Consider the following 18,990-nt stretch of genomic DNA (forward strand, 5'->3'; position numbering starts at 1 on the left):
AGTACATCCTCAGCTACAAGCCTAGAAATAAGCTGCCGGTGGAGGAGTACCTGAAGATGCAGGGCCGCTTCGCCCATATGTTCAAGCCCGGCAACGAGTGGATGATCGAGGAGGTCCAGAAGGAAGTGGACCGCAACTGGGAGGAGCTCCTCAAGCTCTGCGAGCTGTAAAAACGCCCGGTCCTGAAACTGCTTCGGGGGAGTTGGCTGAACGGCCAACTCCCCCGGTTTTTTCCTTGATTTTTTGGGTGCTTTTCCAGATGCCTCAGGAATTGACACGTCCTGCCCATCGGCTATAATAGAATCAAGCTATTTTCAGGAGGAACACAGAATATGGAAAACGCGGTTCTAAAGAAATTCCGGGAAGGCCGTCCCAGCCTGGGGACCTTTACCGCCATCGGCAATCCCCTGGCGGTGGAGAGCCTGCGCTATACGGGTCTGGACTATGTGATCGTGGATACGGAGCACACGCCCGCCGGCATCGAATCCGCCGCGGCCCAGATCGCCGCCGCCCAGGGAGCCGGCCTGACGGCCCTGGCCCGGGCCAACGAGATCTCCCGCACAGCCGTCCTGCGGCTGCTGGACGTGGGGGCCCAGGGCGTGGTCGTTCCCTGCGTGGAGACGGTGGAGGAAGTCCGGGAACTGGTCCAGTACGCCAAATACACGCCTCTTGGGAACCGCGGATTCTGTCCCACCCGGGACGGCGGCTGGGGATATGCACCCCACGCGGCCTCCATCCCGGATTACATGGAGACCTGCAACCGGGAGACGCTGCTGCTGCCCCAGTGCGAGACTGCGGGCTGTCTGGAGCACATCGAGGAGATCACCGCCATGGACGGTGTGGACGGCATCTTCGTTGGCCCCTTTGACCTGTCCATCGCCCTGGGCCATCCCGGCGAGTTCGACGCTCCGGAGGTCCACGAGGCCATTCTCCGGGTCCAGGCGGCCTGTAGGCGCCACGGCAAGCTGTCCATGATCTTCACCGGCGGTCCGGCGGCCTCCCGCCAGCGGTTTGCGGAGGGATACGACAGTGCCACCATGGGGCTGGACACGCTGTTCTATGTGGAGATGTACAAAAAGATGGTGGCAGAGGTCTGGGGGTAAGCCTGCCTAGACGCAAAAAACCGGTGCGGATTTCCGCACCGGTTTTTCTTCACTCTGTCTGCCGGGGCTTTTCCTCTGCGGCCATGCTCCCCAGGCCGAAGTCCTTCTCCACACTGGCGGTGTCCCGCTCCAGCATGGTCTCCATCACCCGGATGTCGCTGTCCACATCCAGGGCGTCGGCCTTGTACAGCTCGTCCAGCTGGTGTTCAAAGCCCTTGATGATGAGGTCCATGGTGGACTCGATCCGGGCCTTGGCCTGGCGGAGGTTCTCCCCCTCCACCCCGGCGGCCTCGAACTCCGCGTAGGAGTCCAGCAGCTTCTGGGTGGTGGGCAGGTAGTAGTTCATAAAGGTGTCGATCCGGTCCCGCTTCTTCGGGTCCTCCTCCACCGCCCGGAAGATCTTGGCGGTGATGGTCTCCAGCCGATCGATCTTGGCGGAGAGGGCCTCGTCCGCAATGGCGTCGTTGGCCCGGCGGATCCTCCGCAGGATGCCGGAATAGCCCTCCTCCGTCTCCTTGGGGGGCGGAGCCGCGGCCGCCTCCTGGGCCTGCTCCTGCCGGCGCTTCTGCTTCAGCTCCGCATCCGCCTGGCCGCTGCGGAAGAGATAGCCCAGCTCCATGTTCAGGTACGCCTCGTCCCCGAAGTAGCCCTTGTCGATCATCTTCTGCAGGTCCTTCTCCACCCGGTCCCTGGGATACCCCAGCGTCCGGGACAGCTGCTCCACCGCCATGGCCTCGTAGTCCCCCACCACGGCCAGGTACTTGTTGTACCGCTTCAGGCTGCGGTCGATGGACATGCCGCTGCAGAACATGGCCACGCCGGCGGCGGTGATGGCCAGGGCCCACAGCAGCTCCTCGATATACCAGATCTCCACGCCGCCCAGCCAGATCATCATGTCGATGGGGTTCCAGCTGGCGGCCAGGCCGCAGACTGCCAGCACCGCGCCGATGATCTTCAGCCACTTGGCGTTGGATTTCTTCACTGCCGGGGACCGCATGGCGCTGCGCATGACTTTTTTGGCCCTGCTGTCCTCTGCTGCGGCTGTCCCCGCAGATGCCGCCTGATTCAGCGGCGGCGCGGCGGTCCGCTTTTTCTTTCCGTCATCTCCAAAGAGCTTGACCAGCAGCAGGATCAGGGCGATGGGCCATGCGCCCAGGACAAACAGCACCACGATGGCCACCCACATGCCCACGCCTTCCTGCTTTTTTTTGCTTTTGGCCACGGCCCTCAGTCCTCCTTCTGCTTCAGCTTGCGCTTGTTGCCCTGCTCATCCACCACATAGGTGTGGTCCAGCTGGCTCTTCAGATTCCCCAGGACGGAGTCGATGTACTCCCGCCGCAGGGCGGCCTGTTCCATCCGCTCCCACTCCGTCAGGCCCTCCGGCGTCCTGGCCTTCCGGGCCAGCTCGTTGATGCGGTCGATCTGCTTTTGGTCCATGTCTCGCTCCTCCTGTCAGGTGTCCGGGCGCCGGCGCTCGAATACCAGGTCGATCGTCTCAATAAAGCCGCCGGCCCGCTGGTACCGCGGGATAAATCCAACGTACCGCCAGCCATCCGCCGCCCGGCGCCGGATGGCCTCCTGATGGGCCACGGTCTCCATTCCGAAGCCGCCCAGCAGGCTCCATCCACCGCCGCCCTCGTCACAGGCGACTTCCTCAAACTCGTATTCCAGCATCCCGCTTCCCCCTCTCAGACATATCGCTTCACCACGATGGCGGTACGGCCCTTTTTTGTGACGCCGCCCACCTCCGCCAGCTGAAATTTTCCAAAGCCCCGGGCGGAGACGGTATCCCCCGCCGAGAGCAGCTTGTCCGCTTTCGTACACGCCCGCCAGTTCACCTGAACGTGGCCGGACGAGATCAGGTCCGCCGCCCTGCCCCGGGCCATGCGGAAGCCGGTGGAGCACACCGCGTCCAGCCGCAGGGAGGAGACGGTGTCCCGGATCTCCTCACACCGCACCTCCGGGATGTGGAGGTGGGCGGCGGGGATCTCCGTCACCGCCAGCCGCGCCCGGCCGGCGCTGTTCCAGCTGGAGAGGAGGAACTCCGCCACCGTGTCCAGCACGATCAGGTCCGCGCTCTCCGGGGACACCAGAATGTCTCCCACCTTCTCCCGGACGATGCCCATACCCATGAGGCTCCCCAGAATGTCCCGGTGGCTCAGGCGGTCCTCCGGCCGGAAGGATGCCCGCAGACACCGGAGGGGGCTCTCCGCCGTCTCCGGCTCCATCCAGTCCGGCAGGAACAGCAGGATATTCCGCTCCGCCCCCTGATAGCCCCCCTGGCGGAGCCAGGCGGTCTCCGGGATGCCTGCCAGGCGCAGCAGGTCCTGGGCCAGCATCTGCTGCTGGGGGGAGAGAAAGTCCGTCCAGGCGGGGACATTGCGGCCGGCTGCCTGCTCCGCCCGGTCCAGGACCTTGGCCAGCAGCAGCCGATCCTCTCCCTCTGCCCCGCAGCGGTCCAGCAGCTTACTCTTTTCCATGGCCGATCAGCTCCTGGGTCCGCACCAGCTCCGCATAGGCGCCGTCCTTTGCCATCAGCTCGTCGTGGCTGCCCAGCTCCGTGATGCGGCCATCCTCGATGACGGCGATCCGGTCCGCGTTGCGGACGGTGGAGAGCCTGTGGGCGATGATGATGGTGGTGCGGCCGTGGGCCAGCTTCTCAAAGGTCTCCTGGAGCTTGGCCTCCGTCACACTGTCCAGAGCGGAGGTGGCCTCGTCCAAAATCAGCACCGGCGGGTCCTTCAGGAAGATCCGGGCGATGGAGATGCGCTGCTTCTGTCCGCCGGAGAGCAGGGTGCCCCGCTCACCCACATAGGTGTTAAAGCCCTCCGGCAGGGCCACGATGTCATCGTAGATCTCCGCCAGCTTCGCCGCCCGGGCCACCTCCTCCTCAGAGGCGCCGGGCTTGCCGTAGCGGATGTTCTCCAGAATGCTGGCGGCGAACAGGAACACGTCCTGCTGCACCACGCCCACGTTCTGCCGCAGGGACTCCTGGGTCACCTGCCGGACGTCATGGCCGTCGATGCGGACGGCGCCGTTCGTCACGTCGTAGAACCGGGGGATCAGCTGGCACAGGGTGGACTTGCCGCCGCCGGAGGGCCCCACCACGGCGATGGTCTCACCGGGACGGATGTGGAGGTCCACGTCGTGGAGCACCGCCAGGTCGTCCTGATAGGCAAAGGACACGTGGTCCACGTCGATGCGCCCCTCCACCCGGGAGAGGGTGATGGCATCGGGGGCATCCTGCATGGCAGGCTCCTCCCGCATCAGCTCCACGAACCGGGCAAAGCCCGCCGTGCCGTTGGCAAACAGCTCCGCAAAGGTGGAGAGCTTGCGCACCGGGTTCACGAAGGTGGTGATATACAGGCTGAAGGTGATCAGGTCCACGGTGTCCATCCGGCCCTGCATGATGAGGAAGCCGCCCACGGAGATCACCGCCACGGAGAGGATGCACAGGAAGAACTCCATCACCGCGTTGAACCGGCCCATGGCCCGGTGGAACGCCCGCTTGGAGGTCTTGTAGCTGTCGTTGGACACGTCGAACTTCCGCAGCTCCGTCTCCTCATTGGCGAAGGCCTTGGCGGTCTTGATGCCGGAGAGGCCGGACTCGATGTCGGCGTTGATGGTGGCCGTCCGCTGCTTGACCTTGATGGAGGCCGCCTGCATGGAGGCCCGGCACTTCCACACCACCAGGAAGAACACCGGGATGATGCAGGCGATCACCAGGGCCAGCTGCCACTGAATGGTGAACATAATGATCAAAGCGCCCACAATGGTGACACCGGAGATGAAAATGTCCTCCGGGCCGTGGTGGGCCAGCTCCGTGATGTCGAACAGATCCGCCGTCAGCCGGCTCATCAGCTGACCGGTGCGGTTGCGGTCATAGTAATCGAAGCTCAGCTCCTGCATGTGGCGGAACAGGTCCCGGCGGATGTCCGCCTCCACCAGGATGCCGAAGGTGTGTCCGTAATAGCAGATGATGTAGGTGAACAGCGACCGCAGGATATAGGCGCAGAACACCACGGCCATCACGGCGAAAAACGTCCGGTAGGCGCTTTCGGGCAGCAGCTGGTACATGCACCACCGGGACACATAGGGAAACGCCAGGTCGATCATGGCGATCATCAGGGCGCAGCACATGTCCAGGATGAACAGCTTGCGGTGGGGCTTGAAGTAGGACAGGAAGATCCGCAGGGCGGAGGACTCCTGAAACTGTCGGGTCGTCATGGTACTCTCCTTTTATCTGTATCGATTCATGTCTTCAAAATCATAGCACACTTTTCCCGCCGGCGCAATGAAATATCCCCGAATGTCCGAAGACATTCGGGGATCTGTGTCTGGTCAGGAATTGGACAGATAGGTGCCCATCATGTAGCCGGTGGTGGTGACGCCGCCGGAGGCCACGAAGGTGATCTGATACCAGCCGTTCCCGGCGCTCTGCACCACCTGGACGGAATTCCCGTTGGAAAGCGTCGCCAGGATCTCACTGTCAGTGTTAGGGCCAGAGCGCACGCGCACGCCGCTGCTGGCGTTGACTACCACAGCAGCCCCCGCCGTCAGGGTTCCGCCGGACGATGCGGTGCTGCCGCCTGCAGAAGTCGTGCTGCCGGCACTGCCGCCCCGGACCCGCACCAGGCAGGTGCCCTTGCCGGAGCCGTCCGTCACTGTCAGAGTGGCCTGTCCGGCGGAGACAGCCGTCACTTTGCCGCTGGCATCCACAGAGGCGATGCCGTCATCGCTGCTGCTCCAGGTATAGGTGCCGCTGCCGCCGGAGGCCGTCAGGGGGATGGGCTCATCTCCCACGGACATGGTGAACTCCGTCCGCGGAGAGCCCAGATAGGCGATGGTGAGCGTCTCCGGCAGGGTGGCAGGATCTGTCTGCTCGGCGGCAGTATCGCCGTCATCCGTCTCCTCTGTCTCTCCGGTGTCACCGCTCTCCGGCATGGTCACGTCCTCTCCCGTCTCCGGGTCCGTGGTGTCCGGGACGTCCGGTGTCACATCCTCCACCTGCTGATCCTGGGCCGCATCCGTTCCGCCGGTGAGGCGCTCGGCGATCTGATCGCCGAAGAGCAGATAGACCAGCAGCGCCGCCATGATCACGATCAGCACAACGAGGATGGGGCTGAGCAGATTGGGCTGACGGCGGTTCTTGGCCGCACGCCTGCCACCCCGGGCAGGCGCCGTCCTGCGGATCTGACTGCCGCTTTGCAGCGCCTCTTCCTCCTCGCAGAAGGGGCAGCTCTTATAGGTATCGGAATACTTCTCCCCGCAGATGGGGCAGCGTTTCATGGCCATGGGTCATCCTCCCGCTCAACAGCGATTCACAATTTACATAATATCGGGTTTTCCAGGTGCCGTCAAGTATGCAGATGCCGATTTCTGCGGAATTTTCCGGTTTTGCGGCGGATATGCTTGCTTTCAGGCGGGGCCCCTTCTATAATGGACGGGAGAACAGGCGGTTTTGTTTCACAGAACTGTGAGATTTTGGAGGGAGCGAAACGATGGAGACTATGTTGATCGGGATCGCGGGGGGCACCGGCTCCGGAAAAACCACGCTGACCCGGCACCTGAAAGAGCACTTCGGCGGTGATGTGACCGTCATCGGCCATGACAGCTACTACAAGCTGCAGGAGGGCAAGACCTATGAGGAACGGGCCAGGGTCAACTATGACCATCCCAGTGCCTTCGACACAGAGCTGCTGATCCAGCACCTGCAGGAACTGAAGGCCGGACACTCGATCCAGTGTCCTGTCTACTCCTTTGTGGAACACAACCGCACCGACCAGACCGTGGAGATCCAGCCCGCCAAGGTCATCATCGTGGAGGGCATCCTGATCTTCCAGAATCCCACCCTGCGGGATATGTTCGACATCAAGATCTTTGTGGAGACGGACGCAGATGAGCGTATCCTCCGCCGGGCCCTGCGGGACGTGGAGGAGCGCGGCCGGACCCTGCAGTCTGTGGTGGACCAGTACCTCACCACCGTGAAGCCCATGCATGAGAAGTATGTGGAGCCCTCCCGGAAGTACGCGGACATCGTGGTGCTGGAGGGCGGCCACAATCTGGTGGCCCTGGACATGATCATGCAGCGCATCCAGCACCATATCGACGTGGAATGACGCACGTTCCCCGTAAAAAGGCGCCTGCCGAACTTCGGCAGGCGCCTTTTGGAGCTTATGACAGGGCTTCGCCCTATTCTGTGTAGCCGTACAGTCCCCGGACGGATACCTCGCCGGACCGGACGGTCCGCACCGTGCCGTCCGCCATCCGGACCACCAGGCCGAAATCCCCATCGATGTCCAGGGCCTCCGCCGTCTCGCCGCCGTCTGTGCCCAGCAGCCGCACGGTCCGACCCAGGTTCACACACCGGCGGCGGTACTCCGTCAGATAGGGCCCGCTCTCTCCCGCCGCCAGGGCAGCGCAGAGCCGGTCCACCTCCCGGATCACCTCCGCCGCCAGGGCGGGACGGGACACGGGATGACCCACCGCCTGGGCCAGAGAGGTGGCGATCTCCCGCACTTCCGGGGTAAAGTCCTCCGGCCGCTGGGACACATTGATGCCGATGCCCAGCTCCAGGTCCTGCACCCGGCCGGTCTCCCCCTCCAGGGAGAGCTCCGTCAGGATGCCGCAGACCTTCCTGCCGCCCAGCACCGGGTCGTTGGGCCACTTCAGGCCGGGACTGGCGCCGCAGATCCGCTCTATGGCCCGGCACACCGCCACACCGGCCATGGCCGTCACCGGGGACAGCCGCTCCGGCGGCAGGTCCGGCCGCAGCAGAGCCGTCAAATAGATCCCCTGGCCGCCGGGGGACTGGAAGCTCCGGCCCAGGCGGCCCCGGCCGGCGGTCTGGAGATCCGCCGCCACCACGGTGCCGTCCGCCGCCCCCTCCGCCGCCAGCTGTTTGGCGCGGAGATTGGTGGAGTCCACCTCCGGCAGGCAGACCAGGGTCCGGCCCACCCGGGCCGTCTCCCCCAGGAAGCGCCGGATCTCCGGCTCCGTCAGGGCGTCCGGGGCATCCAGCAGGCGGTAGCCCCGGCCGGTGCGGGCCTCCACCGTATAGCCCTCCCGCCGCAGGGCGTCCACCGCCTTCCAGATGGCGGTGCGGCTCAGTCCCAGGCGGTCGCTGATCTCCTGGCCGGAGACATAGTCCCCCTCCCGCTGCCGCAGCAGCGCCAGAACGTCCCGTCGGCTCATATGGCTCTCCCCTCTCCTGATGTCTCTGCCCCTGAGTCTATCATGTTTTCCCCCGGTTGTAAACCTCCGGTCCGTCTGCGGGAAACAGAAGGCAGGCGGGACATCTCCCGCCTGCCTCAATCCAGCAGTTCTTCGATCCGGCTCTCTCCGTACACCGGGATGCCGTGGGTGCGCAGCAGCTCCGCTGTGACGCCGTCGCCGGCCGTCAGCGTGCCGGTGAAGGTACCGTCATAGACCGTCCCGCTGCCGCAGGAGGGGCTCCGCTCCTTCAGCAGCGCCGCCTCACACCCCAGCAGATCGGCCAGCCGCAGCGCCTCCTCCGCCCCCCGGCGGTACTGGGCGGTGACATCGCCGCCCTCCCGGGTGACCACCCGGTCTCCCTGCCGCTCTGATGGCAGGCGGGGCGTGGGAAGGCCGCCCAGCTGCTCCGGGCAGACGGGCACCAGCTCGTACCGCTCCGCCAGGGCGGCGACCCAGGGCTGTGTCTTGGAAGCCCCGTCATACCGGCACCGGCACCCCAGCAGGCAGGCGGAGATCAGGAGTCTCATATCCTCACCGCCCGTTCATGGCCTGGTGCTCCCGCAGGAGCTCTCCATACAGCTGCAGGGCGTTCCAGCTCCGGTTGCGGGATGTCAGCACGGCCTTCAGGCAGTCCGGCCCCACGCCCGCCTGGCGCAGCGCCGGCAGCAGGCCGTCCATCCGGTCCTCCAGGCCGCACAGCACCACCATCCGTCCCCCCAGAGGGCCGCCGTTGAATGGCAGCAGCGTGCCGGTATCGTCATCCAGGCCCGCCAGCACCGCCAGAGGCTTGTTGTAATCCTGTCGGGCCACCGGCACCACCTCGGCCCCAAAAGGACCGGCGGCCGCTGCGGCCGCCAGAATGGTGGGCAGCTCCTCAAAGCCGAACAGCAGCAGTCTTCCGCTCATGAGCATCCCTCATTTCTCCGTGATGTGGGGACCGTCCCGGAGGGCGCTCCCATCAGATCCGCCCCGCCGGAGGGCATAGTCCCAGATGTCCAGCGCCCGGCCCTCCCGGCGGAAGGCACCGGAGCGCACCGCGGTGCGGACGAACCCCAGCCGCTCCAGGATACGGACGCTGGCGGTGTTTTCCGCCACCGTATCCGCCAGCACCAGGGCCGGCGTCAGCCTGTCCAGCTGCTGCAGCGCCGCCTGCGCGGCGGCAAGGCCCAGGCCCCGTCCCCAGCAGACAGGCAGCAGCTGATAGAACAGCCCATACGTCCCGGCGGAGGCATCCACCGGCGGGCAGCCGACCAGGCCCCGGAAGATCGCTCCCTCCCGGACGGCGAAGACGGCGGGTGCCGGCAGGCCCCGCTGGCAGGCCAGCAGTCGGTCCAGGCGCTCCGCCGCCTCTGCCGGCGTGCAGGGGCGGTGATGTTGGTGTAACGGATCACCGCCGGGTCGGCCCACAGGGCCGCCGCCTCCGGCAGATACGCCCGGGACAGGGGCTCCAGCGTCAGGGCGGGCGTCATACGATCCGCCTTCCGTTCAGCACCGCCTCCGTCAGCCGGTCCCCCTGGTATCGCAGCTTCAGGGAGAAGAAGGGGGCGTCCTGCTCCAGCAGGTCCAGGAAGAGCTTGTCCCCCTCCCACATGGGCAGCTTCCGCAGGTCCGCCTTGGGGATCCAGGCCAGCTCCCCCTCGTCGCAGGGGTGGGGCGTACCGGTCCAGCCAGTGGCGGTGAAGAGGTGCATATATTCGGTGGGGGCCGCATCGGACACGAACGTCACCAGGCCCCGGTAGCGGTAGTCCGTCAGCGTCAGGCCCGTCTCCTCCCAGGTCTCCCGGAGGATGCAGTCCTCAGGGCTCTCTCCCTCCTGGAACTTGCCGCCCACGCCGATCCACTTGTCATGGTTCAGGTCGTCCTTCTTTTTCACCCGGTGGAGCATCAGGTAGTCGTCTCCCCGCTCCAGGTAGCACAGGGTGGAGTTGATCATGGGCGGTGCCCCCTTTCGGGATCTTCCAAATGGTGTTATTTTATTATAGACCTTTCCTTTCAAAAAAGAAACCCCCGGTTTTTTCGAAAACCCTCTTGACCTTGCCGCAGCGTCAACCGTTATACTCCAAATCGACAGGAGGGATCACCATGGAATACACCGTCAAGGCGCTGGCGGAGCTGGCCGGCGTTACCCCCAGGACCCTGCGCTGGTATGACCGGACAGGCCTGCTGAAGCCCCTGCGGACCACGGAGGCCGGATACCGCCTCTACGGTCCGAAGCAGCTGGACCGGCTGCAGGACATCCTGTTCTACCGGGAGCTGGGGCTGGACCTGGCCTCCATCCGGACCATCCTGGACGACCCGGCCTTTGACCGCCAGGCGGCGCTGCAGAGCCACCTGACAGAGCTGAAGGCCCGCCGGGCCCGGCTGGATGAGCTGATCCTGACTGTCCAGCGGACCATCGACAACATCAAAGGAGGAACGAAAATGACCGATCAGGAGAAGTTTGAGGCCTTCAAGCGCTGCGTCGTCGCGGCCAATGAGGCCGCTTTCGGGCAGGAGATCCGGCAGAGATACGGAGACGAGGAGGCGGACCGGGCCAACGCCTGCGTCCTGGCCCTGACCCAAGAGGAGTACACGGCATGGAAGGCACTGGGGGACGAGATCCTCCAGGCCCTGACCGCCGCCGTGCAGGCGGGCGCAGCCCCCGCTGGACCAGAGGGACAGCGGATTGCCCAGCTCCACCGGCGGTGGCTGTCCTACTCCTGGGAGGCGTACACGCCCCAGGCCCACACCGGACTGGCGGAGCTGTATGTGTCTGACCCCCGGTTCACCGCCTACTACGACCGGGAGGTCTCCGGCTGCGCGGCATTCCTGCGGGATGCCGTCCGGGCCTACACCGGCGCATAAGAAAACAGGGCCGCCCGTCAACGGGCGGCCCTGCCGCATTTCTGGAGAGATTTACTTCCTGCCCATGCTGCGGATGGCCTTCAGGATCTGGATGACCACCATGGAGCCGAAGGCCAGCCCCACGATTGCCGCCACCAGGCCGGCGGACAGCTCCGCCACCTGGAACAGGGGCTCCAGGGGCGGGACCAGCAGCACCGCCGCCAGCAGCAGCGCACCGACGGCGAAGGCCCCCAGCAGGAACTTGTTGTTCCAGAAGGCCCGGGTGAAGATCACCGGCCGGCCGGACTTGCAGTTGAAGCCGTGGAACAGGCGGGAAAGGCACAGCGTGGCAAAGGCCATGGTGCTGGCCACCGCCGCGCCGCCGCTGGCCAGGCCGATGTGGAAGGCGAGGATGGTGGCCAGGGCGATCACCGCACCCTCCGTGCCCACGCTCAGCAGGAAGGGCTTTGTCAGGATACCCTCCTGTCGGGGACGGGGCTTCTCCTGCATCACCGCGTCGCTGTGGGGCTCCAGGCCCAGGGCGATGGCGGGCAGGGAGTCCGTCAGCAGGTTGATGAACAGCAGGTGCACCGCCGCAAAGGGCACCGGCAGGCCCGCCAGGGAGGCGTACAGCACCGTCAGGATGCCCGCCGTGTTGCCGGAGAGCAGGAACTGGATGGCCTTCTTGATGTTGGCGTAGACGTTCCGGCCGTTCTTGACGGCCTGGACGATGGTGGCGAAGTTGTCGTCCGTCAGCACCATGCCGGCGGCGTCCTTGGCCACCTCGGTGCCGGTGATGCCCATGGCCACGCCGATGTCCGCCTGCTTCAGGGCCGGGGCGTCGTTGACGCCGTCGCCGGTCATGGCCACCAGGTTGCCCCGCTCCTGCCAGGCCCGGACGATGCGGATCTTGTGCTCCGGGGACACCCGGGCGTACACGCTGACCCTGGGCACGAATTCCCGCAGCTCCTCGTCGCTCATGGACTCGATGACGGCGCCCTCCACGGCCTCGGTGCCGGGGGTGAGGATTCCGATCTCCCTTGCGATGGCGGAGGCGGTGACCTTGTGGTCGCCGGTGATCATGATGGGCCGGATGCCGGCGGCGATGCACTCGCTGACGGCCGCCTTGGATTCCTCCCGGGGCGGGTCCATCATGGCGATGAGGCCCAGGAACTGGAGGTCGTTCTCATCCTCCAGGCCGATTGCGGGGGCGGTCAGCATCCGCTTGCCGAAGGCCAGCACCCGCAGGCCCTGCTGGGACAGCTCCTCGTTCATCCGCTCGATCTCCGCCTTCTCCTCCGGGGAGAGACGGGTGCGGTCCAGCATCACGTCCACGGCGCCCTTGGTCAGCATGGTCAGGCCGTCGGGCAGCTGGTGGACCGTGCTCATCAGCTTGCGGTCCGAGTCAAAGGGCAGCTCCGCCAGCCGGGGGTACTTGCCCCGCACGTCCGCCTCGTCGAAGCCGTAGCCCTCGCCCAGGCGCACCAGGGCGGTCTCGGTGGGGTCGCCCACCTCGCCGGACTCGTTCACCGTGGCGTCGCTGCACAGCAGGGCCGCCCGCAGCAGCGCCCGCTGGTCCGGGCGGGAGAAGTCCGCCCCGTCCGCCGGGATGATCTGCCCTCCGGCGCAGAGCTTTTTCACGGTCATCTTGTTCTGGGTCAGAGTGCCGGTCTTGTCGGAGCAGATGACGGACACGCTGCCCAGGCCCTCCACCGCCTGGAGCTTCCGGATGATGGCGTGCTCCTTGGCCATCTTCTGGGTGCCGAAGGACAGCACGATGGTGACGATGGAGCTGAGGGCCTCCGGAATGGCGGCCACGGCCAGGGCCACGGCGAAGAGGAAGGCGTTCATCACATCCTCGCCTCGCAGGAACACGCTGACGGCGAAGAGGATGGCGCAGATGATCAAAATGCCGATGGAGAGCTTGCGGCCGAACTGGTCCAGGCTCACCTGGAGGGGCGTCTTCTTCTCCTCCGTGCTCTTCAGCAGGGCGGCGATCTTGCCCATCTCCGTGTGCATGCCGGTGGATGTCACCAGGAACCGGGCCCGGCCGTAGGTGACGAAGCAGCCGGAGAACACCATGTTCCTCCGGTCGCCCAGGGGCACGTCGCCGCCGATGTCCGCCAGGTCCTTCTCCACCGGCAGGCTCTCGCCGGTGAGGGCGCTCTCGGCGCACTTCAGGCTGGCGCACTCCAGCAGGCGGCCGTCGGCGCAGATGGAGTCGCCGGCCTCCAGCACCACCACGTCGCCCACGGTGACCTCCCGGCCGGGGATCTGGACCACCCGGCCGTCCCGCACCACCTTGGCGGTGGGGGCGGACATCTGCTTCAGGCTGTCCAGGGACGCGGCGGCCTTCACCGTCTGCACGGTGCCCAGGACGGCGTTCATGGTGATGACCGCCAGAATGACCACCATGCTCTCCACATCCCCCAGGATGGCGGAGACAACGGCCGCCAGGATCAGGATGATCACCAGGAAGTCGGCGAACTGCTCCAGGAAGATCCGCAGGACGCTCTTCCTCCCGCCCTCCTGCAATTCGTTGGGGCCGTATTGTTCCAGGCGGCGGGCGGCCTCCGCGCCGGTCAGGCCCTCCGGGGTGCTGTCCAGCTCCTGGAGCAGCTCCTCCCGGCTCTTCTGCCAGATGGTCTTTTCCGTCTTCATAAAACTCCTTCTTTCCGGCAAGACGCAAAAAAAAGAGACTTTTGCGTCAATGCCTCTGCATTGATACAAAAGTCTCGCCGTTTCAACCCGAAGCGGGGCCGAAGCCCGTACTGACGCCGTTGGGTACACAATCGATGTGCCAGCTACTCCCTTTTGGTACTGAAGGCACTATACTCCATTTTCCCCAACTTGTCAATCCCTAATCTTCCACTTTTTTCATTTTTTCTGCCGGTCGAACAGCCATCCGATGCCCATAACCACGGCATACACCCCCAGATAGTACAGCACGGTCACCCCGTAGCCGGCAAAGGCGGCGTACACCATGAAGGCGCAGGCGCACAGGGCCAGGGCAGGCATGACGAACCGCCGGAAGGGAGGCAGGTCCGTGCTCTTGCGCATGAATTGAATGAACATGGGCACGTACATGCCGTACAGCGTGATGATGGGCAGTTCCGAGGAGTCGAAGCTGAAGGGGCCGAACCAGGGACCGCCCACGTTGGCGCCGTAGAAATACACCAGCCACAGTGCGGACAGGCCCAGGCTGGCCAGGGCGGAGTTGCCCGCCATGTTGGTCACTGGATCCACCTGCCGGAACAGCTCCGGCGCCGGTCCCTCGTTCCGGACCGCCAGGGCATACAGTCCCCGGCAGCAGGAGAGGGTCAGGCCGTTCAGCGTGCCCAGGCAGGAGATGACGATCAGCACGAACACCACCGTGCCCGCCGTCTCACCGAACACCCGCTGGAAGGCCATCTTGGCCGCCGCCTCGCCGCTGGCCATCAGCTCTTCCGTGGTCACCGCGCCGGTAAGGCCGACATAATAGAGGATATAGGTGGCCACCACGATGAAAGCCCCCACCACCAGGGCCCGAGGCAGCGTCCGCTTGGCGTCCCGCAGCTCGGCGTTGATGGAGGTGGCCAGGATCCACCCCTCATAGGCGAAGGCCACCGCCACGGTAGAGGCCATCAGCCCCTCCCCTGCGGAGATGGCGCCGGCGCTCATGGTGGCGAAGTTCTCCGCCATGCGGCCGTTCATCAGTCCCGCCGCCGCGCCGCAGACGGCCATCAGGGCCAGGGGGATCATCTTGATGACCGTGGTGGACACCTGGAACTTGCCCGCCAGACGGGGCGCCAGGGCGTTGAGCACGTGGTCCAGGCACAGCATGGCCCCGGCGATGGTCATGCAGGCGCCGCCGGTGATGTCCCAGCCCAGCAGCACGCAGAAGTACCGGGCGGAGATCCAGGCCAGGGCGGACACCAGACAGGGCGTATACAGCACCGCCATGAACCAGCCCACGTAGTAGGCGTACCGCCGGCCCACAGTGGCCTCCGCATAGTCCACCAGGCCGCTGACCTTTTCATACCGGGTGGCCATGGTGGCGAACACATAGGAACAGATGATCATGATGGCGCCCACGATCCCCCAGGCTAGGATGCCCAGCGGCATGTTGCCCTGTGTGGCCTGGAGCACCTTTTCTGCCTTGAAAAACACGCCGGAGCCGATGACGATCCCCACCACCATGCAGATGGCAGTGGGCAGGCCATACCGTTTTTCCATGGTCTTCCCCTTTCTCTGCTGAAAGCGTTTCTGCGGCAGCCCTTTCAAGGGCAGTAGAAGAAGGATAGCACAATCCTGCACAAAATGCAATCTATTTTTTTCGTTTTTCGACAGCAATATGCAAAAAGCGGTCCCCGCAGCGGCGGACCACTTTTTGCGCGCTCCGGGTGCCGCACGCCCCGGCGGCCGGGGGCCCGCATTTCACCGGAGCGGTCAGGCAGAGCCTGTCCGCTCCAGGGTCCCGGCTCCGCCGGGACGCACCCTCGTCATTCTCCCATCACCTGGAACACGATGTCCCGCACCCGGTCCCGGGTATCGCACTCGATGAGGGTCAGGTTCTGCCAGGGACCCACTGTGATCTTGCCGTTCACAAAGGGCACGGTGATGAAGGGGGACAGCAGCGCCGCCTTGATGTGGGAGGAGCCGTTGTCGTCGTGCCACGTCTCGTGGTGCCAGTAGGGCACCACCCGCCCCTTCTCATCCAGATAGGGAGAGAACACGTCCAGCGCCGCCTTCAGGTCGTGGTTCACGATGCCCGGCTCGAACTCCAGCGTGGTCAGGCCCGCCACGCCGCCGGTGGTGAAGCCGGTGACCGTCCCGGCGGAGATGCCGTGCTGTTTGCAGGCCTCCGTCACGGCGTGCTGAAAGTCCTCCGTCACGTCGATCATGCCCATGTGGGCCTTAGTGTGGTACGTTTTTTTCTCTGTGTAAACAGCCATGCCTGTTCCTCCTTTGTGATCCCGCAGGCCGGCAGGATGCCCGCGCCGGCCCGCTCCGCATCTGACAGGTATTGTATCACAATGTCCGCCGTGGTACAATGGCTGCAGAGGCGCAGACGATTCGTCTGCCGCACCCGGCCTGACACCCGGCTCACCCCTGCGGAAAGACTGCCGGGGCACCCTGTCCATATGCGATGCGGTGCCCGGTGCGCAGCGCCCCCGCCGGCACAGGCAGGCTGTGCAGAAAATGCTCAAGGAGGTACGCCTATGCGTGTGGCATTGATCCAGATGCCGGTGGTCCCGGACAAACAGCGGAATATCCAGACGGCTCTCGCCAAGATCCGGGAGGCCGCCGACAACGGCGCGGACTTCGCCGTCCTGCCGGAGATGTTCTGCTGCCCCTATGACAACAGCTGCTTCCGGCCCTATGGGGAGCCGGAGGGCGGCGAGGCCCAGGCGGCCCTGTCCGCCCTGGCGGCGGAGCGGAAACTCTATCTCGTCGGCGGCACGGTCCCGGAGCTTGCGGGAGACCAGGTCTACAACACCTGCTACGTCTACGGCCCGGACGGCCGGCAGCTGGCCAGGCACCGCAAGGCCCACCTGTTTGACATCGACGTGCCCGGCGGCCAGCGGTTCCGGGAGTCCGACACCTTTTCCCGGGGAAACGCCGTCACCACCTTTGAGACGGCCTTCGGCACCATGGGCCTGTGCGTCTGCTTTGACCTGCGGTTCGAGGAGCTGGCCCGGTGCATGTGCCTGCGGGGCGCCAAGGTGATCTTCGTGCCGGCGGCCTTCAACATGACCACCGGCCCCGCCCACTGGGAGATCCTGTTCCGCCAGCGGGCGGTGGACAACCAGTGCTTCACCGTTGGCGTGGCCCCCGCCCGGGACGAGGCGGCCTCCTACGTGTCCTACGGCAACTCCATCGCCGTGGATCCCTGGGGCACGGTGCTGTGCCGGGCCGGGGCGGAGGAGACGACCCTGTACGCCGATCTGGACCTGGACCGGCTGGCGGCGGTGCGGACTCAGCTGCCCATCCTCTCCGGCCGGCGGACGGACCTGTACGAGATCGGCGAGCGATGAGCGGCCGCGTCTTTCCCGCCTTTTACGACGTGGTAAGGCGGATCCCCGCCGGAAAAGTCGCCACCTACGGCCAGATCGCCCGGCTGGCCGGCATGCCCCGGTGCGCCCGGCTGGTGGGATACGCCATGGCCGCCTGTCAGGACCCGGCCGTGCCCTGCCACCGGGTGGTGGACCGGTTCGGCGGCACCAAGGCCGCCTTTGACACCTTCGCCCCCGGCACCCAGCGGGCCCTGCTGGAGGCGGAGGGCGTGGATTTCCGCCTGGACGGCACTGTGGATCTGGAGCACTGTCTCTGGTCACCGCAAACATGAAACAGGAGAGAGGCGTCTGCCTCTCTCCTGTTTTGTCCGCTCACTGCTTCCGGCTGTTGTAGGCCCGGATGCCAAGACCCAGCAGCTCGATGGACCGGGTCAGGTCGTCGGGATTCGTCACATAGGCGATGCGGATCTCGTTGCGGCCCTTGCCGGGCTCTCCGTAAAAGCCCTCTCCGGGGGCATACATGACGGTCTCGCCCTGGTCCTGGAACTCCTCCAGCAGGAAGTACTGCAGCTTCTCCGCGTCGTCCACCGGCAGGGTCACCATCAGGTAGAAGGCCCCCTCCGGCTCGCTGAACTGCACATTGGGCACCCGGTTCAGCGCCGCCACCACGGCATCCTTCCGGCGGCGGTACTCCTCCCGCACGCCGGCGTAGTACGCCGCGTCCATCTTCCGGTACAGGGCGGCGGCGGCCACCTGGTCCAGCGTGGCCGCGCACAGACGGCCCTGGCAGAGCTTCATGGCCTGGCCCATCAGCTCCTTGTTGCGGGAGATCAGCGCGCCCACCCGGGCGCCGGTGGCGGAGAACCGCTTGGAGATGGAGTCCACCACCGCCACATTTTCCGCCGCGTCCGTGAACTCCAGCATGGAGGAGGGCGCCTCATCGCCGTAGACGATCTCCCGGTACACCTCGTCGCTGATGAGGAGCAGGTCGTGCTCCTTGGCGATGTCCACCATCAGCCGCCGCTCCTCCGGCGTCAGAACCACACCGGTGGGATTGCCGGGGTTGGTGATGAGGATCGCCCGGGTGTGCTCGTTGATCAGGGGCTCGATCCGGGCCCGGTCCGCGTAGCGGTACCCCTCCTCCGCCGAGGTGGGGATGGGCCGGATGGCGGCGCCGGTGACCCGGACGAACGTGTCGTAGTTGGGATAGAAGGGCTCGGGGATCAGGATCTCGTCTCCCTCGTCCAGCACGCAGGGCAGGACGATCTGCAGCGCCTCGCTGCCGCCGTAGGTTGCCAGGATCTCATCGCAGGTGATGGGGTAGCCCAGGCGGGCGTAATAGTCCCGCACCGCCTCCAGATAGACCTCCACGCCGGGGGCGGGGGCATAAGCCAGAACCGTCTCGCCGAAATCCCGGGCCGCGTCGAAAAAGGCCCTGGGCGTCTCGATGTCCGGCTGGCCGATGTTCAGATGGTGTACCCGCAGGCCCTTGGCCTCCGCCGCCACCTCATAGGGGTAGAACTTCCGCATGGGAGAGAGGCCGCACTGCTGGATCTTATGGGAAAATTTCATAGAAATGACCTCCTTGGTCAAAATTTTTATGTGTACGGGCGGCGGCTCGGGATAAAAAAACGCCCCTGACATCTCTGTCAGGGGCGAAAGTCCGTTCCGCGGTACCACCCTGATCTGCCGCCCCTCCGGAAGAGCGGCATCTCATGCCATCCTGTAACGGGGATGAGCCGTTCCGCTCATCGCGGACTGCTCCAGAGTGGCTGCCGTGCGGCGTGGGCTGGGGGCTTGCACCGCCTCCCCCTCGCTTGAAAGCCGGTTTCGCAGGGCTGGCTCTGTCATCG

At 65.4% G+C, this 18,990-nt stretch carries 20 protein-coding genes; 5 read left to right on the top strand and 15 right to left on the bottom strand.

The window, feature by feature from the left end:
• Positions 1-332 precede the first annotated feature (332 nt).
• Positions 333-1,103 carry an HpcH/HpaI aldolase family protein gene (locus tag H9X91_RS10230; protein ID WP_204804822.1) on the top strand — a complete coding sequence of 257 codons (771 nt, stop codon included), beginning with the start codon at positions 333-335 and terminating at the stop codon, positions 1,101-1,103.
• Between the two features lie 49 nt (positions 1,104-1,152).
• Here H9X91_RS10230 and H9X91_RS10235 read toward each other — a convergent pair whose 3' ends face one another.
• The 6 genes from H9X91_RS10235 to H9X91_RS10260 all read right to left on the bottom strand — a co-directional run bounded on the left by H9X91_RS10235 (position 1,153) and on the right by H9X91_RS10260 (position 6,398).
• Positions 1,153-2,325 carry a 5-bromo-4-chloroindolyl phosphate hydrolysis family protein gene (locus H9X91_RS10235; RefSeq protein WP_338111978.1) on the bottom strand — a complete coding sequence of 391 codons (1,173 nt, stop codon included), beginning with the start codon at positions 2,323-2,325 and terminating at the stop codon, positions 1,153-1,155.
• 5 nt (positions 2,326-2,330) lie between these two features.
• Complete coding sequence (locus tag H9X91_RS10240) at positions 2,331-2,540, bottom strand: DUF896 domain-containing protein (protein WP_204804824.1); 210 nt, start codon at positions 2,538-2,540, stop codon at positions 2,331-2,333.
• 15 nt (positions 2,541-2,555) lie between these two features.
• Positions 2,556-2,777, bottom strand: coding sequence for a DUF4177 domain-containing protein (locus tag H9X91_RS10245; protein ID WP_204804826.1), 222 nt, complete (start codon positions 2,775-2,777; stop codon positions 2,556-2,558).
• A gap of 14 nt (positions 2,778-2,791) precedes the next feature.
• On the bottom strand, positions 2,792-3,583 hold the full coding sequence (locus H9X91_RS10250) for a YlmH family RNA-binding protein (RefSeq protein WP_204804828.1): 792 nt from the start codon (positions 3,581-3,583) through the stop codon (positions 2,792-2,794).
• A complete protein-coding gene (locus tag H9X91_RS10255) occupies positions 3,570-5,330 on the bottom strand; it encodes an ABC transporter ATP-binding protein (protein ID WP_204804830.1) in 1,761 nt (586 codons plus the stop codon). Before H9X91_RS10255 ends, H9X91_RS10250 begins: the two co-directional genes overlap by 14 nt.
• Before the next feature lie 114 nt (positions 5,331-5,444).
• Positions 5,445-6,398 carry an SH3 domain-containing protein gene (locus H9X91_RS10260; protein WP_204804832.1) on the bottom strand — a complete coding sequence of 318 codons (954 nt, stop codon included), beginning with the start codon at positions 6,396-6,398 and terminating at the stop codon, positions 5,445-5,447.
• Positions 6,399-6,604: 206 nt separating this feature from the next.
• Between H9X91_RS10260 and udk the strand changes: the two genes are divergently transcribed.
• Positions 6,605-7,222, top strand: a complete 618-nt coding sequence (gene udk / locus H9X91_RS10265; RefSeq protein ID WP_204804834.1) for a uridine kinase — start codon at positions 6,605-6,607, stop codon at positions 7,220-7,222.
• A gap of 73 nt (positions 7,223-7,295) precedes the next feature.
• Here the strand turns inward: udk and H9X91_RS10270 are convergent, their stop codons facing one another.
• The 5 genes from H9X91_RS10270 to H9X91_RS10290 all read right to left on the bottom strand — a co-directional run bounded on the left by H9X91_RS10270 (position 7,296) and on the right by H9X91_RS10290 (position 10,251).
• A complete protein-coding gene (locus H9X91_RS10270) occupies positions 7,296-8,297 on the bottom strand; it encodes a biotin--[acetyl-CoA-carboxylase] ligase (protein ID WP_204804836.1) in 1,002 nt (333 codons plus the stop codon).
• A gap of 116 nt (positions 8,298-8,413) precedes the next feature.
• The gene (locus H9X91_RS10275; protein WP_204804838.1) at positions 8,414-8,845 is read right to left on the bottom strand and encodes a 2-thiouracil desulfurase family protein; all 432 of its coding nucleotides are present in this window, start codon (positions 8,843-8,845) and stop codon (positions 8,414-8,416) included.
• Positions 8,846-8,849: 4 nt separating this feature from the next.
• A complete protein-coding gene (locus H9X91_RS10280; RefSeq protein WP_204804839.1) occupies positions 8,850-9,224 on the bottom strand; it encodes a DUF3783 domain-containing protein in 375 nt (124 codons plus the stop codon).
• A gap of 9 nt (positions 9,225-9,233) precedes the next feature.
• A complete protein-coding gene (locus H9X91_RS10285) occupies positions 9,234-9,725 on the bottom strand; it encodes a GNAT family N-acetyltransferase (protein ID WP_204804840.1) in 492 nt (163 codons plus the stop codon).
• A 58-nt stretch (positions 9,726-9,783) separates the two neighbouring features.
• The gene (locus tag H9X91_RS10290) at positions 9,784-10,251 is read right to left on the bottom strand and encodes an NUDIX hydrolase (protein ID WP_204804841.1); all 468 of its coding nucleotides are present in this window, start codon (positions 10,249-10,251) and stop codon (positions 9,784-9,786) included.
• Between the two features lie 149 nt (positions 10,252-10,400).
• Here H9X91_RS10290 and H9X91_RS10295 point away from each other — a divergent pair, with 149 nt between their 5' ends.
• Positions 10,401-11,162 (top strand): MerR family transcriptional regulator, encoded by a 762-nt coding sequence (locus tag H9X91_RS10295; RefSeq protein ID WP_204804842.1) that lies wholly within the window; start codon positions 10,401-10,403, stop codon positions 11,160-11,162.
• 51 nt (positions 11,163-11,213) lie between these two features.
• On the opposite strand, the gene H9X91_RS10300 is transcribed toward H9X91_RS10295, so the two are convergent.
• From H9X91_RS10300 to H9X91_RS10310, 3 genes are all read right to left on the bottom strand, one after another.
• A complete protein-coding gene (locus tag H9X91_RS10300; RefSeq protein WP_204804843.1) occupies positions 11,214-13,802 on the bottom strand; it encodes a cation-translocating P-type ATPase in 2,589 nt (862 codons plus the stop codon).
• A gap of 216 nt (positions 13,803-14,018) precedes the next feature.
• Positions 14,019-15,356 (bottom strand): APC family permease, encoded by a 1,338-nt coding sequence (locus tag H9X91_RS10305; RefSeq protein ID WP_204804844.1) that lies wholly within the window; start codon positions 15,354-15,356, stop codon positions 14,019-14,021.
• Positions 15,357-15,622: 266 nt separating this feature from the next.
• Positions 15,623-16,075: a YjbQ family protein gene (locus H9X91_RS10310; protein ID WP_204804845.1), complete on the bottom strand. Its 453-nt coding sequence runs from the start codon at positions 16,073-16,075 to the stop codon at positions 15,623-15,625.
• A 267-nt stretch (positions 16,076-16,342) separates the two neighbouring features.
• Here H9X91_RS10310 and H9X91_RS10315 point away from each other — a divergent pair, with 267 nt between their 5' ends.
• Positions 16,343-17,158, top strand: coding sequence for a carbon-nitrogen hydrolase family protein (locus H9X91_RS10315; RefSeq protein WP_204804847.1), 816 nt, complete (start codon positions 16,343-16,345; stop codon positions 17,156-17,158).
• Positions 17,155-17,469, top strand: coding sequence for an MGMT family protein (locus tag H9X91_RS10320; RefSeq protein ID WP_204804848.1), 315 nt, complete (start codon positions 17,155-17,157; stop codon positions 17,467-17,469). Before H9X91_RS10315 ends, H9X91_RS10320 begins: the two co-directional genes overlap by 4 nt.
• 40 nt (positions 17,470-17,509) lie before the next feature.
• On the opposite strand, the gene H9X91_RS10325 is transcribed toward H9X91_RS10320, so the two are convergent.
• Positions 17,510-18,709, bottom strand: a complete 1,200-nt coding sequence (locus tag H9X91_RS10325) for a pyridoxal phosphate-dependent aminotransferase (protein WP_204804849.1) — start codon at positions 18,707-18,709, stop codon at positions 17,510-17,512.
• Positions 18,710-18,990 lie beyond the last annotated feature (281 nt).

Origin of the sequence: Oscillibacter valericigenes (genome assembly GCF_016902445.1) — a bacterium.
GTDB classification, from domain to species: domain Bacteria; phylum Bacillota; class Clostridia; order Oscillospirales; family Oscillospiraceae; genus Oscillibacter; species Oscillibacter avistercoris.